Annotated in this window: 8 protein-coding genes; 4 read left to right on the top strand and 4 right to left on the bottom strand. The window is 64.6% G+C overall.

Annotated features, from left to right (window positions below; all coding sequences use genetic code 11):
- Positions 1–52: 52 nt before the first annotated feature.
- Together LNV07_RS24900 and LNV07_RS24895 are read left to right on the top strand one after the other, a co-directional pair.
- The gene (locus tag LNV07_RS24900) at positions 53–2,752 is read left to right on the top strand and encodes a chemotaxis protein CheB (RefSeq protein WP_263573910.1); all 2,700 of its coding nucleotides are present in this window, start codon (positions 53–55) and stop codon (positions 2,750–2,752) included.
- Between the two features lie 105 nt (positions 2,753–2,857).
- Positions 2,858–5,173 carry a putative bifunctional diguanylate cyclase/phosphodiesterase gene (locus LNV07_RS24895; protein WP_263573909.1) on the top strand — a complete coding sequence of 772 codons (2,316 nt, stop codon included), beginning with the start codon at positions 2,858–2,860 and terminating at the stop codon, positions 5,171–5,173.
- On the opposite strand, the gene LNV07_RS24890 is transcribed toward LNV07_RS24895, so the two are convergent.
- Positions 5,154–13,391 (bottom strand): GH36-type glycosyl hydrolase domain-containing protein, encoded by an 8,238-nt coding sequence (locus LNV07_RS24890; RefSeq protein ID WP_263573908.1) that lies wholly within the window; start codon positions 13,389–13,391, stop codon positions 5,154–5,156. The two genes, LNV07_RS24895 and LNV07_RS24890, sit on opposite strands and share 20 nt — an antisense overlap.
- Positions 13,392–13,397: 6 nt before the next feature.
- Complete coding sequence (locus LNV07_RS24885) at positions 13,398–13,628, bottom strand: hypothetical protein (protein WP_263573907.1); 231 nt, start codon at positions 13,626–13,628, stop codon at positions 13,398–13,400.
- Between the two features lie 229 nt (positions 13,629–13,857).
- Between LNV07_RS24885 and LNV07_RS24880 the strand changes: the two genes are divergently transcribed.
- Positions 13,858–14,400, top strand: coding sequence for a hypothetical protein (locus tag LNV07_RS24880; RefSeq protein ID WP_263573906.1), 543 nt, complete (start codon positions 13,858–13,860; stop codon positions 14,398–14,400).
- Positions 14,401–14,442: 42 nt separating this feature from the next.
- Here the strand turns inward: LNV07_RS24880 and LNV07_RS24875 are convergent, their stop codons facing one another.
- On the bottom strand, positions 14,443–15,132 hold the full coding sequence (locus tag LNV07_RS24875; RefSeq protein ID WP_263573905.1) for a response regulator: 690 nt from the start codon (positions 15,130–15,132) through the stop codon (positions 14,443–14,445).
- The gene (locus LNV07_RS24870) at positions 15,129–16,772 is read right to left on the bottom strand and encodes a PAS domain-containing sensor histidine kinase (protein WP_263573904.1); all 1,644 of its coding nucleotides are present in this window, start codon (positions 16,770–16,772) and stop codon (positions 15,129–15,131) included. The genes LNV07_RS24875 and LNV07_RS24870 overlap by 4 nt, the downstream gene beginning before the upstream one ends.
- 238 nt (positions 16,773–17,010) lie before the next feature.
- On the opposite strand from LNV07_RS24870, the gene LNV07_RS24865 reads away from it, so the two are divergent.
- A complete protein-coding gene (locus LNV07_RS24865; RefSeq protein WP_263573903.1) occupies positions 17,011–17,982 on the top strand; it encodes a Crp/Fnr family transcriptional regulator in 972 nt (323 codons plus the stop codon).
- Position 17,983: the final 1 nt, after the last annotated feature.

The raw sequence follows: 17,983 nt of genomic DNA, 5'->3' as shown, positions 1-17,983 counted from the left end.
CTTCGGAGCGAGCTGGCGGATATGGCTTCGAATGCAGCTACATTCATGCCCCATGAGTACAGCATCGCCGCCCGCAGCCGCACCGGCCGCCGCCCGCTTGAAGCGCGTGGTGGCGCTGGGGGCGTCGGCCGGCGGTTTGGCCGCGCTGGAGGAGTTTTTCAGCGGGCTGCCGGGCAAGACCGGCATGGCATTTCTGGTCGCCACCCATATGGACCCGACCCAGCCGGCCATGCTGGCGCAGCTCTTGCAACGGGTAACGGCCTTGCCGGTCAGTGAAGCCGAGCAGGGCCAGCGGCTTGATCCCGATCATGTCTATGTGATTCCTCCCAACAAGATCATGACGGTGGCGGCCGATCACCTGCAACTGGCCTCGCCGCAGCAGCCCAGAGGTTTGCGCCTGCCGATCGACGCCTTGTTCGAATCACTGGCGCAGGCCTGGGGGGCACGCGCCGTCGCCATTGTGCTGACCGGCATGGGTGCCGACGGCACGCTCGGCCTGCAGGAGGTCAAGCAGGCGGGTGGCCTGACCTTGGCTCAGGAGCCCGACTCGGCCCAGTTCGACTCCATGCCGAGCCGGGCCATCAAGAGTGGTTTTGTCGACCTCCATGCCACACCGAAGTTGTTGGCCGAGTATTTGCTGCAGCAGCCGGCCGAGAGCCTGAAAAAAACCGCCGACTCGGCAGAAACCGGCGCCGGGCTGACGCGCAATTTGAGCGGCATTCTGGCGTTGCTGAAGAGCACCGGCCGGCATGACTTCACGCATTACAAGCGCAGCACCCTGAGTCGCCGCATCGAGCGGCGCATGGGCTTGCACAAGCTGGCCTCCTGCGAAGCCTATGAGAAGCTCCTGCGTGAACGCCCGCAAGAGCTTGATCTGCTGATGAATGAGCTGCTGATAGGCGTGACCGGCTTCTTCCGTGACCGGCCGGTCTGGCAGCGGCTTCAGAACGAGGTGCTGCCGCAGCTGCTTGCCGCGCAAGTGAACGGTTATGAATTCCGCGCCTGGGTGGCCGGCTGCTCAACCGGCGAAGAGGCCTACTCTTTGGCAATAGCCTTCACCGAGGCCCAAGAGGCGATGCCTGAGCGCGCCGCCAGCAGCCTGCGGATTTTTGCGTCCGATCTGAGCGGCGACGCGATCGCGCGGGCCAGGCGGGGCGTCTATCCGAGCGCCATTTCCGGCGAGATGACGGCGCAAAGGCTGCAGCGCTTCTTCAAGCCGGAGCAAGGGCAGGGGCAGGGGCAGGGGCAATATCGCGTCGTCGGTTCCATCCGCGAGATGTTGGTGTTTGCCAAGCATGACCTGAACGGCGATCCGCCTTTCACCAAGCTGGATCTGCTCAGCTGCCGCAATCTGCTGATCTATTTCACTGCGCCGCTGCAAAATCGTTTGTTCCCGCTCTTCCATTACAGCCTGCGCCAAGGCGGGATCTTGCTGCTGGGTTCGTCCGAAAGCATAGGCCGCTTTGGCGCTTTGTTCGACCCCGTGGACGCACAGCTGCGCATCTACCGGCGGCGTGAAAATATGGGCGGCAGGCTGGTGACGGAGTTCCCCTGCCGCTCCAATGCCCGCAAGCCCCCCTCTAGCAAGGAGCCTCTCTTGACCGACGAAGCAAGCCGCAAACCCAATAGCCTGCAGATCGCGGCCGAACATCTGCTGTTGCAGGAGTTCGCGCCACCGGCCGTGGTCGTCAATGCGCAGGGCGACATCCTCTACATCAACGGGCGTACCGGCAAATACCTGGAACCGGCGGCCGGGCGGGCCAACTGGAATATTCATGTGATGGCGCGCGACGGCCTGCGCAGCGCCTTGGACGCCGGTATGCGCCAGGCCTTGAGCGAGAAGAGGCCGGTGCAGTTGCAAGGCTTGTTTGTGCAGGATGAGGCAGCGCGCCAGGCGGTTGATGTCGACCTGCGAACGCTGCCGAGTGTGGACGAGGCCGGCCATGCGCTGCTGCTAGTCGCTTTCAATGCACAGCCTCTGCCGGCAACGGACGGGGCTGGGCCAGAGACCAAAGCGACGGCCAAACCAGGAGCTCATGGGCGGCGCAGTGCGGCCCTGATCGAGGCCCAGCTCGAGTTGCAGCGCAGCAAGCAGGAGCTGCGGCTGCTGCGCGAAGACATGAAGGTCACGCAAGAGGAGTTGCAAGCCTCCAACGAAGAGTTGCAGTCGACCAACGAGGAGCTGCAATCGACCAATGAGGAGTTGACCAGCTCAAAAGAAGAATTGCAGTCGATGAACGAGGAGTTGCAGGCGATCAATGTGGAGCTGCAGGCCAAGTTGGATGCGCTCGAACTGGCGCAGAGCGATATGAAGAACCTGCTCAACAGCACCGAGATCGCGACGCTATTTCTCGACAAAGAGCTGAATGTGCGGCGCTTCACCGAGCAGGCGAAGAAGATCTTCAAGCTGCGCGACAGCGATGTCGGGCGGCCGCTCGGCGACCTCAGCAGCACGCTCGAATTCCCCGATCTGCAGACCGATGCGAAGGAAACCCTGCGCAGCCTCGTCAGCTCGGAAAAGCAGGTGCCTACCGCCGATCAGCGCTGGCTGTCGGTGCGCATCATGCCTTACCGCAATCAGAACGATCAGATCCTCGGCGTGGTCATCACCTTTGTCGACATCAGCAGCTCCAAGCAGTTGGAGGCCAAGCTGAAGGCCGCGCAACTAGCCCCAGAATTGGCCGCATCGAGCGCTTCTTCGGGTGCCACCGCGCCGGCCGCCCCCGCTGCTCCAGCCACGCCGGTTGCCTAACGCCTAACGCCTAACGCCTAACGCCTAAGGGCCCCGGTCAATTGCCGGGCCATTGAGACATGTCAACGGCAGCGCCGGCCCAGGCCCGACCATTGCCCGATGACGATGCCAAGCGTAAAAACAGATGCTCGACACCAGAGCACCGAGATCGGGGATGCCACTGAGCTGCAAGATCAGGGCCGTTGGCTGCTCTCCTTGCTTTGGGTTGTAGCGCTGCTCTTGCCGCTCCTGGTGCTCGGCTTGCAATGGTTGCCTCATCCGCCATTCGGGCCGCCCGACTGGGCTTTGTTCTTCGCCGCCTTGCTGGCCTTGATGGGCGTCGGTTTGGGCGCATTTGCCGAGCGTTTAAGGCGCAGCGAGCAGCGCCTGCGGCGAGTGCTGGCACAGCCCTGGCTTGGCGAAATGATTTTCAGTGCGCATGGCTTGCTGCTGGAGGTGAGCCCGCTGGTGGCGCGCCTGAGCGGCTATACCGAGCCAGAGTTGTCCGGCTTGGCCTTGTCCGAGCTGTTGCCGGCGGCCGAGTTCGAGGACTTCGGGGACAAGCCGATGCCGGTCGCTGCTGGCGAGGTGCGGCAGACCGAATTGCGCTGCCGCGATGGGCGGATGCTGACGGTCGAACTGGTGATCAATCGGCTGCCGGGGGAGCGCTGGCAATTGCTGCTGCGCGATCTGTCCGAAGGCCAGCGCTCGCAACAACATATGCGTCAGTCGGACATTGTCTTCGACAGCGCCCGCGAAGCCATCATGGTCACCGACGCGCAGGCCCGGGTCACCGCCGTCAACCCCGCGTTCACCGCTATCACCGGCTACTCGGCCGCCGAGGTGATGGGCCTGAATCCGCATTTTCAAAGCTCGGGCCGCCATGAGACGGTATTTTTTGCGCGCATGTGGCAAAGCCTGGCCGAGCGCGGCCATTGGCAAGGCGAGATCTGGAACCGCCGCAAGAACGGCGAGCTCTACCCCAGTTGGCAGACCATCAGCGTGGTCAAGAATGCGGCCGGACAGGTGAACAACTATGTCTCGCTGTTCTCCGACATTCATTCGCTCAAGAACGCCGAAGAGCGCATGCACCATTTGGCCCATCACGATGCGCTGACCGGGCTGCCGAACCGGCTCTTGTTTGCCAACGATCTGGAGCGCTCGATCGAGCGTGCCAAGCGCAGCGGCAAAAGCATTGCCTTGCTGTTTCTGGATCTTGACCATTTCAAGCTGATCAACGACACCATGGGCCACGCGGTCGGTGACAAATTGCTGCACGAAATTGCCCACCGCTTGCGTAACTCGGTACGTGCTCAGGACGGTGTGGCACGTCTGGGCGGCGATGAGTTCACGGTGTCGCTGGAGGATGTCGGCGGGGTGGATGATGTGGCACCGATGGCCCGCAAGATCATTTCGACCTTGTCGGAGCCGATGCAACTGGAGGGCAACCAGGTCACCATTTCGCCCAGCATCGGGATCGCGTTCTACCCTGCCGATGGCGCCAACATCGAAGACCTGACCCGCGCCGCAGACGCCGCCATGTACCGCGCCAAGCAGCAGGGGCGCAAGACGCATGCTTTCTATTCCAGCGAGATCATGGCCTCGGCGGTGGAGCGGGTGCTGATCGAGCGTGGCCTGCGCGAGGCCTTGATCGGCCAGCAGCTGGAGCTGTACTACCAGCCGCAGGTAGACATGGTCAGTGGCCACATCGTCGGCATGGAAGCCTTGCTGCGCTGGCACCACCCGGAGCGAGGCCTGGTGCAGCCGGATGCCTTCATCGGCGTGGCCGAAGAAACCGGCCTGATCAGCGAGATCGGGCGCTGGGTGATACAGCAGGGCTGCCGGCAGGCGCGGCTGTGGCGCGAACAGGGCTTTACCTTGGGCTATCTGTGGATCAATGTGTCGCCCAGGCAGATCCTGCACAACGGCCTTGAGGATGCGATCGCACAGTCGCTGAAAGACAACCAATTGCCCAGCGGCGCGATCCAGCTGGGTGTCGAAATCACCGAGAGCCTGCTGCAGTCGATGCCGCACAGCACGGAGGTCTTGAGCAAGCTGCGTGCCTTGGGTGTGCGCATAGCGATCGATGATTTTGGCACCGGCTTTTCTTCGCTGAGCCTGCTCAAGCAATTGCCCATTGATGTGATCAAGATCGACAAGATGTTTGTGCGCCATCTGGCCTTTGACAGCGACAGCCAGGCGATCACCGCCGCGATGATTTCGATGACCCATACCTTGGGCATGGGGGTGGTAGCCGAAGGCGTCGAAACGATCGAGCAACTGGGGTTCTTGCGCGAGCAGCGCTGCGATGTTGTGCAGGGCTTTCTGCTCGGTGCGCCGCTGACCGTATCGCAAGCCACGCAGGTCTTGATCGAGCATCGCGAGGGTTGGCCGAACCAGCAGGCCAAGCAGACCGAACAGCTCAAGGGCGCGGCTGCTTAGGCAGTTGCAGCAGCAGCTGTTGCCGCTCGGCCAGCTGCTCGAAGTGCAGCCATTGACCGGGCTGTATGGCCAAGCCGGACATGGGCTCAATCTCTTGCCCATCACCGCGCCGGATCAGCACCTCGATCTGCTTGCCGTGCAGGCGCAGGCTCAGGCGCGCCTCGCCCCAGGGCGGCGGCAGGCAAGGGCGCAGGCAAAAGCGCTCGGCCTGCAACTGCAAGCCCAGCAGCGATTCGGTGGCTGCACGGTAGAGCCAGGCGGCCGAGCCGGTATACCAGCTCCAGCCGCCTTGGCCCGTGTAGGGCGGGGCCGAGTAGGTGTCGCCGGGCATCACATAGGGCTCAATGCCGTAGCGCGCCTGCTCGTTTGAGCTGCGCGCGCGGTGCGCAGGGCTCAGCATGCAGAAATATTCCCAGGCCCTGGCGGCGTTGCCCAGCTGCGCCTGTGCCATCAGCGCCCACACGCCCGCGTGCGAGTACTGACCGCCGTTCTCGCGCACACCCGGCGGGTAGGCTTGGATGTAGCCGGCATGGTTGGCCGAGCCCTGCAGTGGCGGATCGAGCAAGCGCAGCAGCCCCGCCTTTCTATCGACCAAGCGTGCATCGGCGCTGAGCATGGCCTGGGTCGCGCGGGCGTTGCCGGGCGCCAGCGCGAAGACGCTCCAGGCCTGCGCGATCAGGTCGATCTGGCATTCGGCGTTGAGCAGTGAGCCGAGCGTGTGGCCATTGTCGAAATAGGCGCGCCGGAACCAGGCGCCGTCCCAGGCATGGGTGTCCAAGGCGAGGCTCAAGGCGCTCTGCGCTGCGGCCCAGGCCTCGGCCCGCGGCGCGTCGCCACGGGCCAGCGCCAGCGGCTGCCAGTCGCGCAGAATCACGCTCAAGAACCAGCCCAACCAGACCGATTCGCCGCGCCCCTGATGGCCGACACGGTTCATGCCGTCGTTCCAATCGCCGCAGCCCATCAGCGGCAGGCCATGCTCACCGAAGCGCAGACTATGGTCGATGGCGCGTGCGCAATGCTCATAGAAGCTGGCCTCGGCCGTGCTGCAGTTCGGCGTGCAATAGATGTCCTCGGCGCCCTCGGGCACCGCCGGGCCCTCTAGAAATGGGCAGGCCTGATCGAGCAGGGCTGTGTCGCCGCTGAGCGTCAGGTAATGCTGCGCGGCATAGGGCAGCCAGAGCAGGTCATCGCTGAAATGGGTGCGTACGCCGGCGCCGCCCGGCGCATGCCACCAATGTTGCACATCGCCCTCGGGGAACTGGCGCGAGGCATGCAGCAGCAACTGGCTGCGCAGCATGTCGGGGCGGCCGGCGGCCAGCGCCATCGCGTCCTGCAGTTGGTCGCGGTAGCCAAAAGCGCCGCCCGCCTGATAGAAGCCCGCCTTGGCCCAGAGCCGGCAGGCCAGCGTCTGGTAAAGCAACCAATGATTGACCAGCGCATCGAACAAGGGGTCGGGTGTTGCCACCGTGATGGTGGAAAGCAGCGGCCGCCAATGCGCGTCAAGCAGCTGCTCCAGCCCGGCCAACGCGCCGGGGGCCTGCCAGCGCTGGGCCTGCGCGCGTGCGGCTTGCGGGTCGGCGCCGTAGCCCATTACCCAGCAGAACTCCAGCGTCTGGCCCGCCTGCAGCTGCGCGTCTGCCAGCAAGGCCGCGCAGGGGTCGAGGCCGAAGCCGGCCATGCCGCTCAAGTGCTGCGGCATCTGCACGCTGCCGGCGCCGTCAAAACATTCGGCGCGCGCGCAGGTCCATTGCTTGACCTGCAGGCCGGCCAGCAGCAGGTAGGCGCAGCCCTCGCCGAAGCCGCCGCTGTGCTCCAGTTGCCAGGCCAGCGCCGCCTGCGACTCGGCCGCGTAGTCGCATTGCAGCGTCATGCGCTCGCGCCGCTGCGCGCCCAGCTGCCACTCGGCCATGCCCAGCACGCGCAGGCGGCGCGCCGGGCCGTCGGGCTTGCAAGTCAGCCTGACCCGCAAGCATTTCATCTCCTCTTGCGGGTGCACCATCAGCAGTGTTTCGACGCGCAGACCCGGCCTGTCCTGCGTGAACAGGCTGCTGCCGGGGCGGTGCTGGATGTGATAGCCGGCGCTGCCATTGCGCTTGCGGTTGGGCAGCAGGCCGAAGCAGTCGTCGCTGGCCCGGTCTTGCAGCAGGAAATGCTCGGCGGCGGGGTCGAGCAAGGGGTCATTGCTCCAGGCGGTCAGCTGATTCATGCGGCTATTGCCGGCCCAGCTATGGCCGCCCCCCGATTCGGTAATGATGCAGCCGAAATGGGGGTTAGCCAGCACGTTCGCCCAGGGTCTGGGCGGCAATTGCTCGGCCTTGATGTCGAATTCAAAGGCGCTGCCGTCGGCATTGAAACGGCCCGCCGCCGACGCCTCGAGCCAGGGCCTGGGCACTTGCTCTGGCAGCAGCCGGGCGTTTGGGATCAGCCCCGCCGTCTGCACCGGCAAGGCCTGCGCCAGCAGCCTGGCCAGCGGGCGGCCGTCCGCCAACAACTCGATGCGGGCGTAGGCGCGCAAGGCGGCCAGCTCTTGCGGTTTCAACTCGAACTGTTGCAGCAGATGCAGGCCGCCGGCGCCTGAACCAGCGGCTTGAGCCGCGCCACCGACGCTGCTGCGCAAGGCCAGCAGCTGATGTTGCAGCGGCATCAAGTAGGACGAAGGCTCTTGATTGACCAGCACCACATCGCAACTCAAGCCTTGGCTCTCCCAGACCCGGTGCGCGGTCAAGATGGTGCGCACCACCCGCAGGCCGACGCTGGCACCGATGCTGATCAACAAGATCGGTCGATCGCCGGAGATCGCAAAGCGCCATAGCGCTCGCCGGTCGAGCCGCTCGACCGGCGGCGCACGCGGGCGCGGGCAGCTGATCGTCATCGGCGTCGTCATGTCCTGGATATTGCGCAAGTCGGTGGCGCTCAGACGCAACTCGCGCTGGCGTATGCGTGCCAGGGTGGCCGCCATCAGGCGCGAACGCGTCAAGTGAACGGCTTGGCGGTACTCGTCCACCAGCGCCATCACCGTGCTGGCATCCGCCGCGGCCGCAGTGGCAAAGGTCAGGCTGCGCTTGGCCCTTGCCGGCATGCGCAGGCGCACGCTCAGCGAGGCGATCGGATCGAGCCGGGTTTCCAGCACATCTGGTTCGCCGCTCCTGGGGCTTGGCGGCCCCTCCTTGACCGTGCGCAGTTGACTCATCTCCGCGCGGCGCGGCAGCAGGCTTGCGCGGTCGCAGCCGAGCTGCACGGACAGCAATTCGAGTTCGGACTCGGGCTCGGTGGCGGCATGACCCAGGGCCAGAAAATGCGCGACCCACAGGCTGCTTTCGCCGGCCAGCCGAGGCCGCCGCTCAAGCAGCAGGCATTGCGGATCGGCGGCATGGGCACGCAAGAAAAGATTGGAGAAAACCGGATGCGATTCGTCCGCCTGTTGTGGCGCCAGCACCGCCTCAAAATAGCTGATCAACTCGAACTCGGCGGCATGTTCGGTCAGATTGTGCAGGCTGACGCGGCGCAACTCGACGTCATCGTCCGGGCTGACCCAGACCGTCATCTGGGTGCTCCAGGCCTCGGTGCCGAGCTCGAATTCGGCCCGCTCGGCAAAAAAACTCGTGCTGTATTGCCCTTTTGGGTGGGCGCTCGGTGCCGAACTGAGTGAGCAGAAGTCGGTTTGCCCACGGCCGCGAATGAAATAGGCGTGGCCGGGCGTTGGTCGCAGCAGGTCGTCGCGGGCGCGCGAGATTGCCTGCCCGCGCCACGCACTCTGGCCCCCGCCATCGGGCCGCAGGCCGACGCTATAAGCCCCGTTGCCCAGCAGCAGCGTGGGCAAGGGGGCTTGGCCGGCATCGGCGGGCAGCCACAGCCGGGCTCCGGCACTGGGTTCGCTGGGCCCGGGTTTGTGCGGCGGGCGCGGGATTGCGCGTGATTGGTAGACGATGGCGGTCGGCATCCGCTCATGCAAGAGCATGGTGAAGGCTTGCACCCGCGGCACGCGCTCGAACCATCCGCGCGGCGCCTCGTCGCAGAGCAGATTGCACAGGCTCAGCAAGCTCATGCCTTGGTGATGAGCCATATATGTGGCCACGCGCTGCAGCGGCGCACCGTCGCCGAGGCGCGGCCGACTGAAATCGAGGGCTTCAATAAAGCCGTGGCGATCGCGCGCGCCGAGTCGCTCCAGCGCGCGCAGATTCGCCAGCGCTGCCGGGGCATCAACCAGCAGGGCCAGCGTGCTGGCATAGGGCGCGATGACCCGGTCCTCTTGCGGCGTGCGGCGTAGCGCCAACTCCGGCACACCAAAAGGGCCGTACTGAAACGCCAGCGAGGCGTCTTGCTCGTAGTAGGCACATTCCGACACGCCCCAAGGCAGGCCGTTGCGCGCGCCAAAGTCCTGCTGTGCTTGAACCGCCGCGACGGTCGCGCGCTGCAGCAGGCCTTGCGGTGGTTCGCGCATCAACAGCGAAGGCATCAGATATTCGAACATCGAGCCCGACCAGGAGCGCAGTGCCGGCATGCCTCGCACGGCCAAAAATGGCCGGCCCAGCGCCTGCCAGTGGCGCAGCGCCACATCACCCTTGGCGATCGCCACAAAGCTGCCCAAGCGGGACTCCGAGGCCAGCAGGTCGTAGTAGGCGCTGTCCAAGCTGGCATCGCCGGGTCGGTAGCCGATGCGGAACAGGCGGCGGCGCTGGTCATACAAAAAGCCGAAGTCCATCGCGGCACACAAGGCGTCCATGCGCGTGGCGATATCCAGCAGCGCCACCGCTTGGTCCGGTTTGCTGCTTGATGAAGACTGCGCGGCCAACTCCCGGCAGGCCTGCGCCGCCGCCCACAGCGCCGCAGCAAGGTTGCCACTGTCAACCGTCGAGATATAGGCCGGCGACAGCGTTTGCAGGGTGGCGGTGTCAATCCAGTTATGGAAATGGCCGCGCTCGCGCGGTAGTCTGTCCAATGTGCTCAGCGTGGCGAGCAAGCGGGCAATCAGATCGTCCAAGGCGATGAATTCAAACCGTTGCGCGCACAGGCAGCTGAGCAGGTACAGGCCGATATTGGTCGGCGAGGTGCGCCGCGCCAGGATCGGCTCGGGTTCGAGTTGCAGATTGTCGGGCGGCAAATGGTGGTCGGCCGCCGTCACCGTCGTTTCGAACAGGCTCCAGGTGTCCCGCGCCAAGCGCAGCAGATAGTCACGCTGCCCGGCCTCCAAGGGCTGCGCCCGGCAAAGCTGCAGCGGCCGCGCACTCCACCAAAGCCAGGCCGGTGCCAGCGCCCACAGCGACGCGCAGCCGAGCAGCCAGGGCGCCCTTGCGCCGGCCATCAACAGGCCCGTGCCGCCCCAGACCAGCGCCAACAGGGTGATGCCGTAATGCTGGCGCCAGAACCAGGCCCATTCCAGCCTTGCCTGTGCCTGGGCCTGCGCGGCGGTCGTCCATTGCAGCAGTTGTTGGTGGCTGACCCCCATGCGCCATAGCGCGCGGGCAATCGCATCGATTTGCACCGCACTGCTATGCACGAGCGTGGCCAATTGCCACAAAGTGCAGCCAAGCACCCGCAGCACATTGACCCCGCCTTCGAGCAAAAAATGGCGCATCGCCAGATCGCGCCGGCCCGGTAGCAGGGCGGCCAGGGCACCCAATAGCGGCCCCAGGCCGAAGGCCGCGGCCACCAGGCACAGCGCCACCCAAGGCCGCAGCGTATTCAAGGCGAAGCAGCACCAAAGCAGCACCAAGGCGGCCGGTGCCAGCAGCGAGCGACGCAGGTTGTCCAGCATCTTCCAGAAATTCAGCATGCCGATGCGGCCCCGCCAAGCTTGCCCAAACAAGGCCAGTAACTGCCAGTCACCGCGGGTCCAGCGGTGCGTGCGGGAGGCCGCCACCGCCGGGTGCACGGGCGCGGCCTCGATCAGCGCGACATCGCTCAGATGAGCCGCCCGGGCCCAGATGCCCTCAAACAAGTCATGGCTGAGCAAGCGGTTCTCGGCGACCCGGCCGCGCAAGGCTCGGTGCATCGCCGCCACGTTCAACAAGCCCTTGCCGCTGAAGCTGCCCGAGCCGAAGATGTCTTGGTAGATCTCCGAGCTGCCGGCGTTGTAGACATCCAGGCCCCAGGGTCCGGAGAACAGCCAGCCGAAAGCGGGCAGCGCATTGCGCGCCTGCAGCGACTCGGCAAACGGCGCCAGAACGCGTGGCTGCAAAATCCCATAGCCGCTCACGACGCGCTGGGTTTGCGGGTCGAGGCAGGGCTGATTGAGCGGATGGGCGGCGATTGACACCAACTCGCGCAAGGCCCCCGGCGGCAACTCGGTGTCGCTGTCCAGCGTCAGCAGATAGCGGGTGCCAGGCTCCAAGCGGCTGAGCGGACCGAAGTCGATGAAGGGTGCTGGGGGCGATTGCGCAGGCGCGGCCTTTTCCGCTTCGTCCGGCGGGGCCAGCAGGGCCAGCAACTGCTCCAGCTTGCCGCGCTTGCGCTCCCAGCCCATCCAGACGCGCTCGCCTTCGCTCCAGCGGCGCTGCCGGTGCAGCAATGCAAAGCGCGGCAATTCGGCTGGAGCGCAGGGATGGCGGTGATTCAAAGCCTCGATGGCGGCGCAGGCCCCGTTCAGGAGTCCGGCGTCAGCCGCCATGCTCGCTTGCGGCGCGTCCGCCCAGTCGCTCAGCAAGGCGAAGCGCACATGCGACTCCGGGTTGGCCAAGAAATGCTGTTCCAGGCGATGCGCCAAGGCCTGGGTGCCGGCGTTCGAGACCAGCATGCAGGGGATCACGAGCAGGGTTTTGTCTTCGGGCCGCAGGCCGCCGTCCAAGGCCAGGCGCGGCAGGCGGTGTACCCGCACCGACTCCGCCAGCACCCGATTCACCAAGGCCAATACACACTCGAACACCAGCATGGCGGCCGGGGGCAGGGTGATGATAATCTTCCATTCAAGCGGACTGTTGCCCAGCAGCGCCGGGAACAAGAGCCGCAACAAGAAGGTGCTGCCAAGCAGCAGCGCCAAGGCATAAAGCCAGCCCCGAATGCGCCAGGGCCAATTCACCCAAGGGCTCTCTATCGTCGTCAGCGAGCCGCCCAGGGCCGCGACCAAACTGGCGCGGCCTTCACCGATCAGCCAGAAGCAAGGCGGGCGCGCTTGATGGCTCTGAGTGAGCGCAATCACCTGCTCGGCCACGCTGATTTCCGAGCGCTTGAGGCGGCGCGCCAGCCGTTCGATCGCGTGGCTGCAGTTGTCACGCGTCAACTCGCTGTCGGCACAAAAGGCGGGTGAGCGCTGCAGCGTTTGCATGACCGGGCTGACGCGGGCGACCAAGTCCCGCCACTCCAGGCTGTTGATCGCATGCAAGGCCGACACTGCGTTGCTGACGCTGACATTGTCGGCCGCATGCAGCGCATGGGCGGCGGCCAGGGTACTGTCCGGTTCGGGCGCGGCTTGCTTGAGCCAGGCCTCCCAGGGCGGCGCTTCGCTGCCACTGTGGGCCCGCGTGCGTTGCACCATCTGGGCCACGAAACTGATCTGCAGGCCACGGCCGCAGGCCCGTTCGAACATGGCCTGCAGCCTTGCATCGTCCCAACCCTCGGCTTGGTCGCAGCACCAATCTGCGGCCTCTTGCGCGGCCCGGTGGCCCGCCACCGCCTCGGCCAGTCGCGCCAGATTCTCCAGCAGCACCACGCGCAAGGTGGTCGGCACCGCCCATAACTCGCCCAGAGTCAGCGCATCGACCTGTTGATAGGCGAGCAGAAATTGGCTTAAAAGATTGGCATCAAAATTCGAGTCGGTGTGTGCGACAAAGGCCCAGGCGATGCCGTAGACGCGCGGCAGACCGGTCAACGGGGGCTCGCGCAGCTTGGGCAGGATGGCGTAATAGCTGTGCGGCAGGCCGTTGTGGATTTCGGGCACCTGCGCCTCGATCAGGTGGTGGTTGTCAAGCAGCCATTCGGCCGCCGGGCTGAGGGCCTCGGTCTCGCGGTCCATCACCTCCAGATAGGCGAGCGAGCGCTCCAGGCTGCGCAGATTGGCGGCGATGCGCGGGAAGAAATGAGGGCTGCGCAGCACCGGCCGCAATTGCCGCCAACTCCAGCGCCGCCGCCGCTCGATCCGCTGCGCCTCGGCCAAGCTGCGGCCATGCTGGCGAAAACGCTCCTCGCCGAACAAGACCGCCCGCACCGGTGCGGCGACCGGCCCTTGGCCGGCTTCAATCAGGGCTAGCGTCTGCGATCGCAGTGGGGGCGGCGCATTGCGCATGCCGGGTCAATACAGCACAGCGAGGGCGGCCAGCAAGGCCAGACCCAGCAACAGCAAGCTGATGATGCGTGGCGCCACGAATGCGCGTGCGCCCTGCAGGCGTGCACGCATCCGCAGCCAGCGCCCGCCGCCGGCGTGACAGCGGTGGAGTTGATCGGCCAAGGCGAGCTGATCCTGTTTGATGCAGATCATCGCGTCATGCAGTAACACAAATGACAAACGGGGTTCGTGCAACATAGGGCCTCCTTGACTCAAAGTGGGCGGGCGGTGACCCTGCCCTGTGGTGCTCAAGATTAAGGCGGCTTGCGCCGGCGGCATTGAGTTGGCGCAAGGCGGCTGGGGTGGGCGCCGCAGTCTGACAAGGGTGGGGGCTTTGACGGGCAAGTTGCGGATTCTCAATTCAGCCCGGCGACGCCGCATCGACAGTTCGGCTTGCCTCTTCTACCCGCTCAATCAGGTGAAACCCATGACTGAAACACAGACAAGCGCCGATATGTCGGTCTTCCTTAAACCCATGAAGACGCTGTTCGATCAGCGTGATCGCTGGCTTGGCACCGTCGTCGACGCGCAGCAGCAAATGCTGCAGTTGCAAAGCGACCTGTTCGCCGACACGGTCAGTGACAGCCTGCCGGTGCTGCTGCCGCCGCTGAATATCGATGGCCTTGTCGGTGCGCCCTGGCGCCTGGGGATGTTCTATCCCACCTTCGCTGAACGCATGGCCAAGGGTGTACGCCAAGGATATGAAATTGTCTCCAGGGCTCAGGGGGCCTTTGTCGGTCAATCTTGCGATGCCTTTATCTCCCTGGGGCAACGTGCCAGCGTGACGCAGTCGCAGGTCAATGGCCTGGTGATTGACCGGCGTGTCTCGGCCCAGGTGATCAACTTCGAGAATCGACGCAAAGCGGCCCAAACAGCCTTGCAGTCAACCGAGCCGCAGCGTGAGCATGAGGAGGCCTTGCCGCAAGCCGCCATACGCCGCCAAGCAGCAGGCGGCCGGCGCACCGGCTGAACTGGCAAGCAAGGGCCCGGCTCGGCTCGGCTTGCGGTGTCGTCAGCTCAACAGCCCCGGCACCGTCGGCGGGGGCTGTTCACCCAATTGGTTCTCCAGCCCGTAGCGCACGATGGCGGCGAGGTTGGGCAGTTGCAGCTTTTCTTGAATGCGGGTCTTGTGGGTGCTGATGGTCTTGATCGACAGATGCAAGTCGTCCGCGATGTCGGTCAGACGCTGGCCGTCGACCAAGCGCCGCAACACCTCCAACTCGCGGTTCGAGAGCGAGGCATGGCTGGGCACGCCAACCGCGCCGTTGAGTTGCTGCACCACCCGCTCCGCCAGGGAGGCGCTGACATATGCCCCGCCGCTCAACAGCTTATTCACCGCCGCGAGCAACTCCTTGGTCGCACTGTCCTTGGTCAAATAGCCATTCGCGCCGGCCTTGAACGAGCGCATCGCGTATTGCTCCTCCGCATGCATGCTCAGCACCAGAATGCGCACATGAGGCAGCTGGAGCCGTATGCGCTGGATCAAGTCAACCCCATTCAAACCCGGCATCGACAAGTCGACAATCACCAGATCCACCGCATGACTGCGCAAAAACGCCAGCGCATCAAAGCCATTGCTGGCCTCGTCGATCAACCAGGTTTTTTCGTGGGCCTCCAGAATCCGCCGCACGCCTTCACGGACGATGGAGTGGTCATCCACCAGCAGCAAACGCAATGTGGGCTGTTCTGTCAAGGCAGTCATGGCCGCCCTGCTGCAATGACCTGGCTGGCTTGCATCTGATCCAGTTCCTGTTCGAACTTCTGCTGTTGCTGAGCCTGCAGTTGCTGCCGGGACAATTGGGTCGGCAAGGGCAGGCGGATGCGAATGCGGCCCCCCCCACCCGGCGGGTTGTCGATCAACATCTGACCCTGCAGCAAAAAGGCGCGCTCGCGCATGCCCAGCAAGCCAAAGGAGTTCTCCTTGCGCGAGGCGCAAACGGGGAAACCGATGCCATTGTCTTGTATCGTCAGCGCCAATTCCCTGCCGTCAACCCGCAGCTCGATCTGCACATCGGTGGCGCACGCGTGTCGCCCCACATTGGTCAGTGCCTCCTGCACCATTCGGTACAGCGCGGTGGCCATGCGAGGCTCCATCTGCGGTTCGTCTTCATCCAGGCGCACGGTGATCTCGATGTCCATGCGGCTTGCATATTCGCGTGCCAACCACTCGATCGCTGCGTTGAGGCCGAGGTCATCGAGCATCAAGGGGCGCAGGTCGGTGGCGATATGGCGCACCGAGGCCACCGTTTCGTCCAGCATGTCCAGCATGCCGTGGATGCGCGACTGAATGGCGCGGCCATGCAAGTCCTTGCCGGTCTGCGCCAGCTCCATCTTCAAGGCGCTCAGGCGCTGGCCCAGTTCGTCATGCAGCTCGCGTGCGATCCTGCGGCGCTCTTCTTCGCGGGCATCGATCAAGCTGGCCGAAAGCCGCCGCAACTCGTGGCGCGATTGCTGCAGCTCCAGGCTGGCATGCTCTTGCTCGGTGATGTCGCTGAGCACCATTTGCACGGTGGACCGGTGCGCACCCGGCAGCGTGGCGATGGCGATCTCGACCTTGCGCAGACCTCCGTCCAAACGCGTGATCTGCTCGGACAAAATGCACAAACTACCGGCGGGTACCCGCAGCGCTCTTTGCATCTGCTGCTTCAAGACGGCGTGGGAATCGTCATGCAGCAATTCAAAGACCGCCCGCCCGATGATTTGCTCCGGCCGGCTTGCGCCGAGCAGGGCCAGGCAGCTGCGGTTGGCGAAGACAATCGTGTCGTCTTCGGTGATCAGCATCGCTATCGGCGCCAACTCGAACAGGCGCCGGAACTGATGCTTCATGTCAGCCAATTCGCTACGCAGGTCTTGCTCCACGCTGAGGTCGCGCACCAAGGCGGTGCAAAGCGTGCGTGGCAGGCCAAGATGGTCGGCAGCGATTGCCTGCGAAATGGTCACTGCCACCGGGAAGCGGTCGCCATTGGCGCGCAAGGCAAAGAGCTCACCGCGCTCGCTCATCGCACGGGTGGGCTGGGGGCGGGCGGCATAATTGCGAAGCTGATCGGCGTGGCGCTCGCGGTATTCGGCCGGGATGAAACGCGCCAGGCAGCTGCCAATTGCCTCATCCGCGCTGCAGCCGAACATGCGCAGCGCGGCCGGATTGATCAAGACAATGCGCTGCTGCTCATCGACGCTGATGATGCCGTCGTAAGCTGCATTGACCGCATTGGCATTGGCATTGGCATTGGCATTGGCAATTTTGTCGCTCAGGCCCGCCGAAGCCGACCCATCGCCGGCCAAGCAAGCTTCATGGCGAGTCAGCAATTCGCTTGGGCTAAGGGATGGTTCGAGCTCTTGCATGAATGCGTTCCACTGGAAGTCAGCAGGATTGTTGCCAAAGCCGGGTCGGCCTATTGGCGATTTTAGTCGGATTCCGTGAGGCGAAGCCGTTAGGAATATTCCGAATTGGCGCTAGGAAAGCCACCGCGTTGCCGCTGCAAATCCGACAGCTTGTCTGCCTAAGCGCCGATTGCAGCCCGAGCGGCCGGGCGCGATGCTTCAGCCATCGTGAATTGGGTTAATTCTTAGGAGGCAGATGATGAATCAAACTCTCGATTTGACCGTTGGTGACAGGCGCACTCATGAGCTCGGCCAAGCGCGGGTTGACTTGTCCGGCCGCAAGAGCTTGTCGGACCTGTTTCGCTTGATGGGGGCGCATGCCGAGGTCAATGCCCGCAGTGACAGCTTTCCGTTGCTGGCTCGGCAGATGCGCGTCGGCGCGACCTTGTTCCATGAAGGCAGTCAGGCCGACGCCTTCTACTTTGTCAGCCTGGGGTGGTTCAAATGCTTTCGCACCTGCGAGGATGGCTATCAGCAAGTGCGCGCCTTTGCCGGCGTCGGCGACTTGCTCGGCTATGACGCCTTGTGCCAGGGCAGGCACCCGACCGAAGCCGTGGCGATCGAGGATTCGACCGTCTATTCAATGCGCTTTCAGGATGTGCAGGAACTTGGCCAGAGCGTGCCGGGCTTCGAACGCATGTTGCACAAGGCCATCAGCCGGCAGTTGATCCGCCATGGCGATGTGGCCGACTTGATGGCGGCGGTGGCTGCCGAGGTGCGCTTGGCGCGCTTTCTGGTTGATCTGTCCGCGCGAATGCAGGCCTGCGGGCAGTCGCCGCTGCGCTTGCTGCTGCGCATGTGCCGGCGCGACATCGCCAGCCACCTCGGGGTGGCGCACGAGACCGTCAGCCGCTCCTTCAGCGCCATGGCCGATCTGGGATTCCTGCAGGTTAAAAATCGCGAGGTCGAGATTCTCGACCTGCGGGCTTTGAAAGAATTTTCCCGCAGCACGCGCAGCGCGGCCGACGAGTTGTTGGGGCGTTCGAATGGGCGCGACGCCCCCCCAAGGCTGCAGCAGACCGGCCCGCAGGTGCACAGCACCGACTATCTGGCGCCAGGCCTGAACAAGGGCGACAAGGCCCTGAATGCAAACACGATGCTGATGATGACGATAGACGCGGCGGCGCATGGCGCATCGGCCCGCGCAGCCTGCTCGCCGGGAGCCGACTGAG

Source organism: Roseateles oligotrophus (genome assembly GCF_025717515.1).
Classification (GTDB): Bacteria; Pseudomonadota; Gammaproteobacteria; order Burkholderiales; family Burkholderiaceae_C; genus Paucibacter_A; species Paucibacter_A oligotrophus.
Note: the sequence above shows the minus strand (reverse complement) of the source record. Positions and strands in the feature narration are given on the sequence as shown.

Excerpts from the sequence above, each read along its gene's own strand:
- LNV07_RS24900 (WP_263573910.1), top strand. The coding sequence starts at position 53 with ATGAGTACAGCATCGCCGCCCGCAGCCGCACCGGCCGCCGCCCGCTTG.
- LNV07_RS24895 (WP_263573909.1), top strand. The coding sequence starts at position 2,858 with ATGCCAAGCGTAAAAACAGATGCTCGACACCAGAGCACCGAGATCGGG.
- LNV07_RS24890 (WP_263573908.1), bottom strand. The coding sequence starts at position 13,391 with ATGCGCAATGCGCCGCCCCCACTGCGATCGCAGACGCTAGCCCTGATT.
- LNV07_RS24885 (WP_263573907.1), bottom strand. The coding sequence starts at position 13,628 with ATGTTGCACGAACCCCGTTTGTCATTTGTGTTACTGCATGACGCGATG.
- LNV07_RS24880 (WP_263573906.1), top strand. The coding sequence starts at position 13,858 with ATGACTGAAACACAGACAAGCGCCGATATGTCGGTCTTCCTTAAACCC.
- LNV07_RS24875 (WP_263573905.1), bottom strand. The coding sequence starts at position 15,132 with ATGACTGCCTTGACAGAACAGCCCACATTGCGTTTGCTGCTGGTGGAT.
- LNV07_RS24870 (WP_263573904.1), bottom strand. The coding sequence starts at position 16,772 with ATGCAAGAGCTCGAACCATCCCTTAGCCCAAGCGAATTGCTGACTCGC.
- LNV07_RS24865 (WP_263573903.1), top strand. The coding sequence starts at position 17,011 with ATGAATCAAACTCTCGATTTGACCGTTGGTGACAGGCGCACTCATGAG.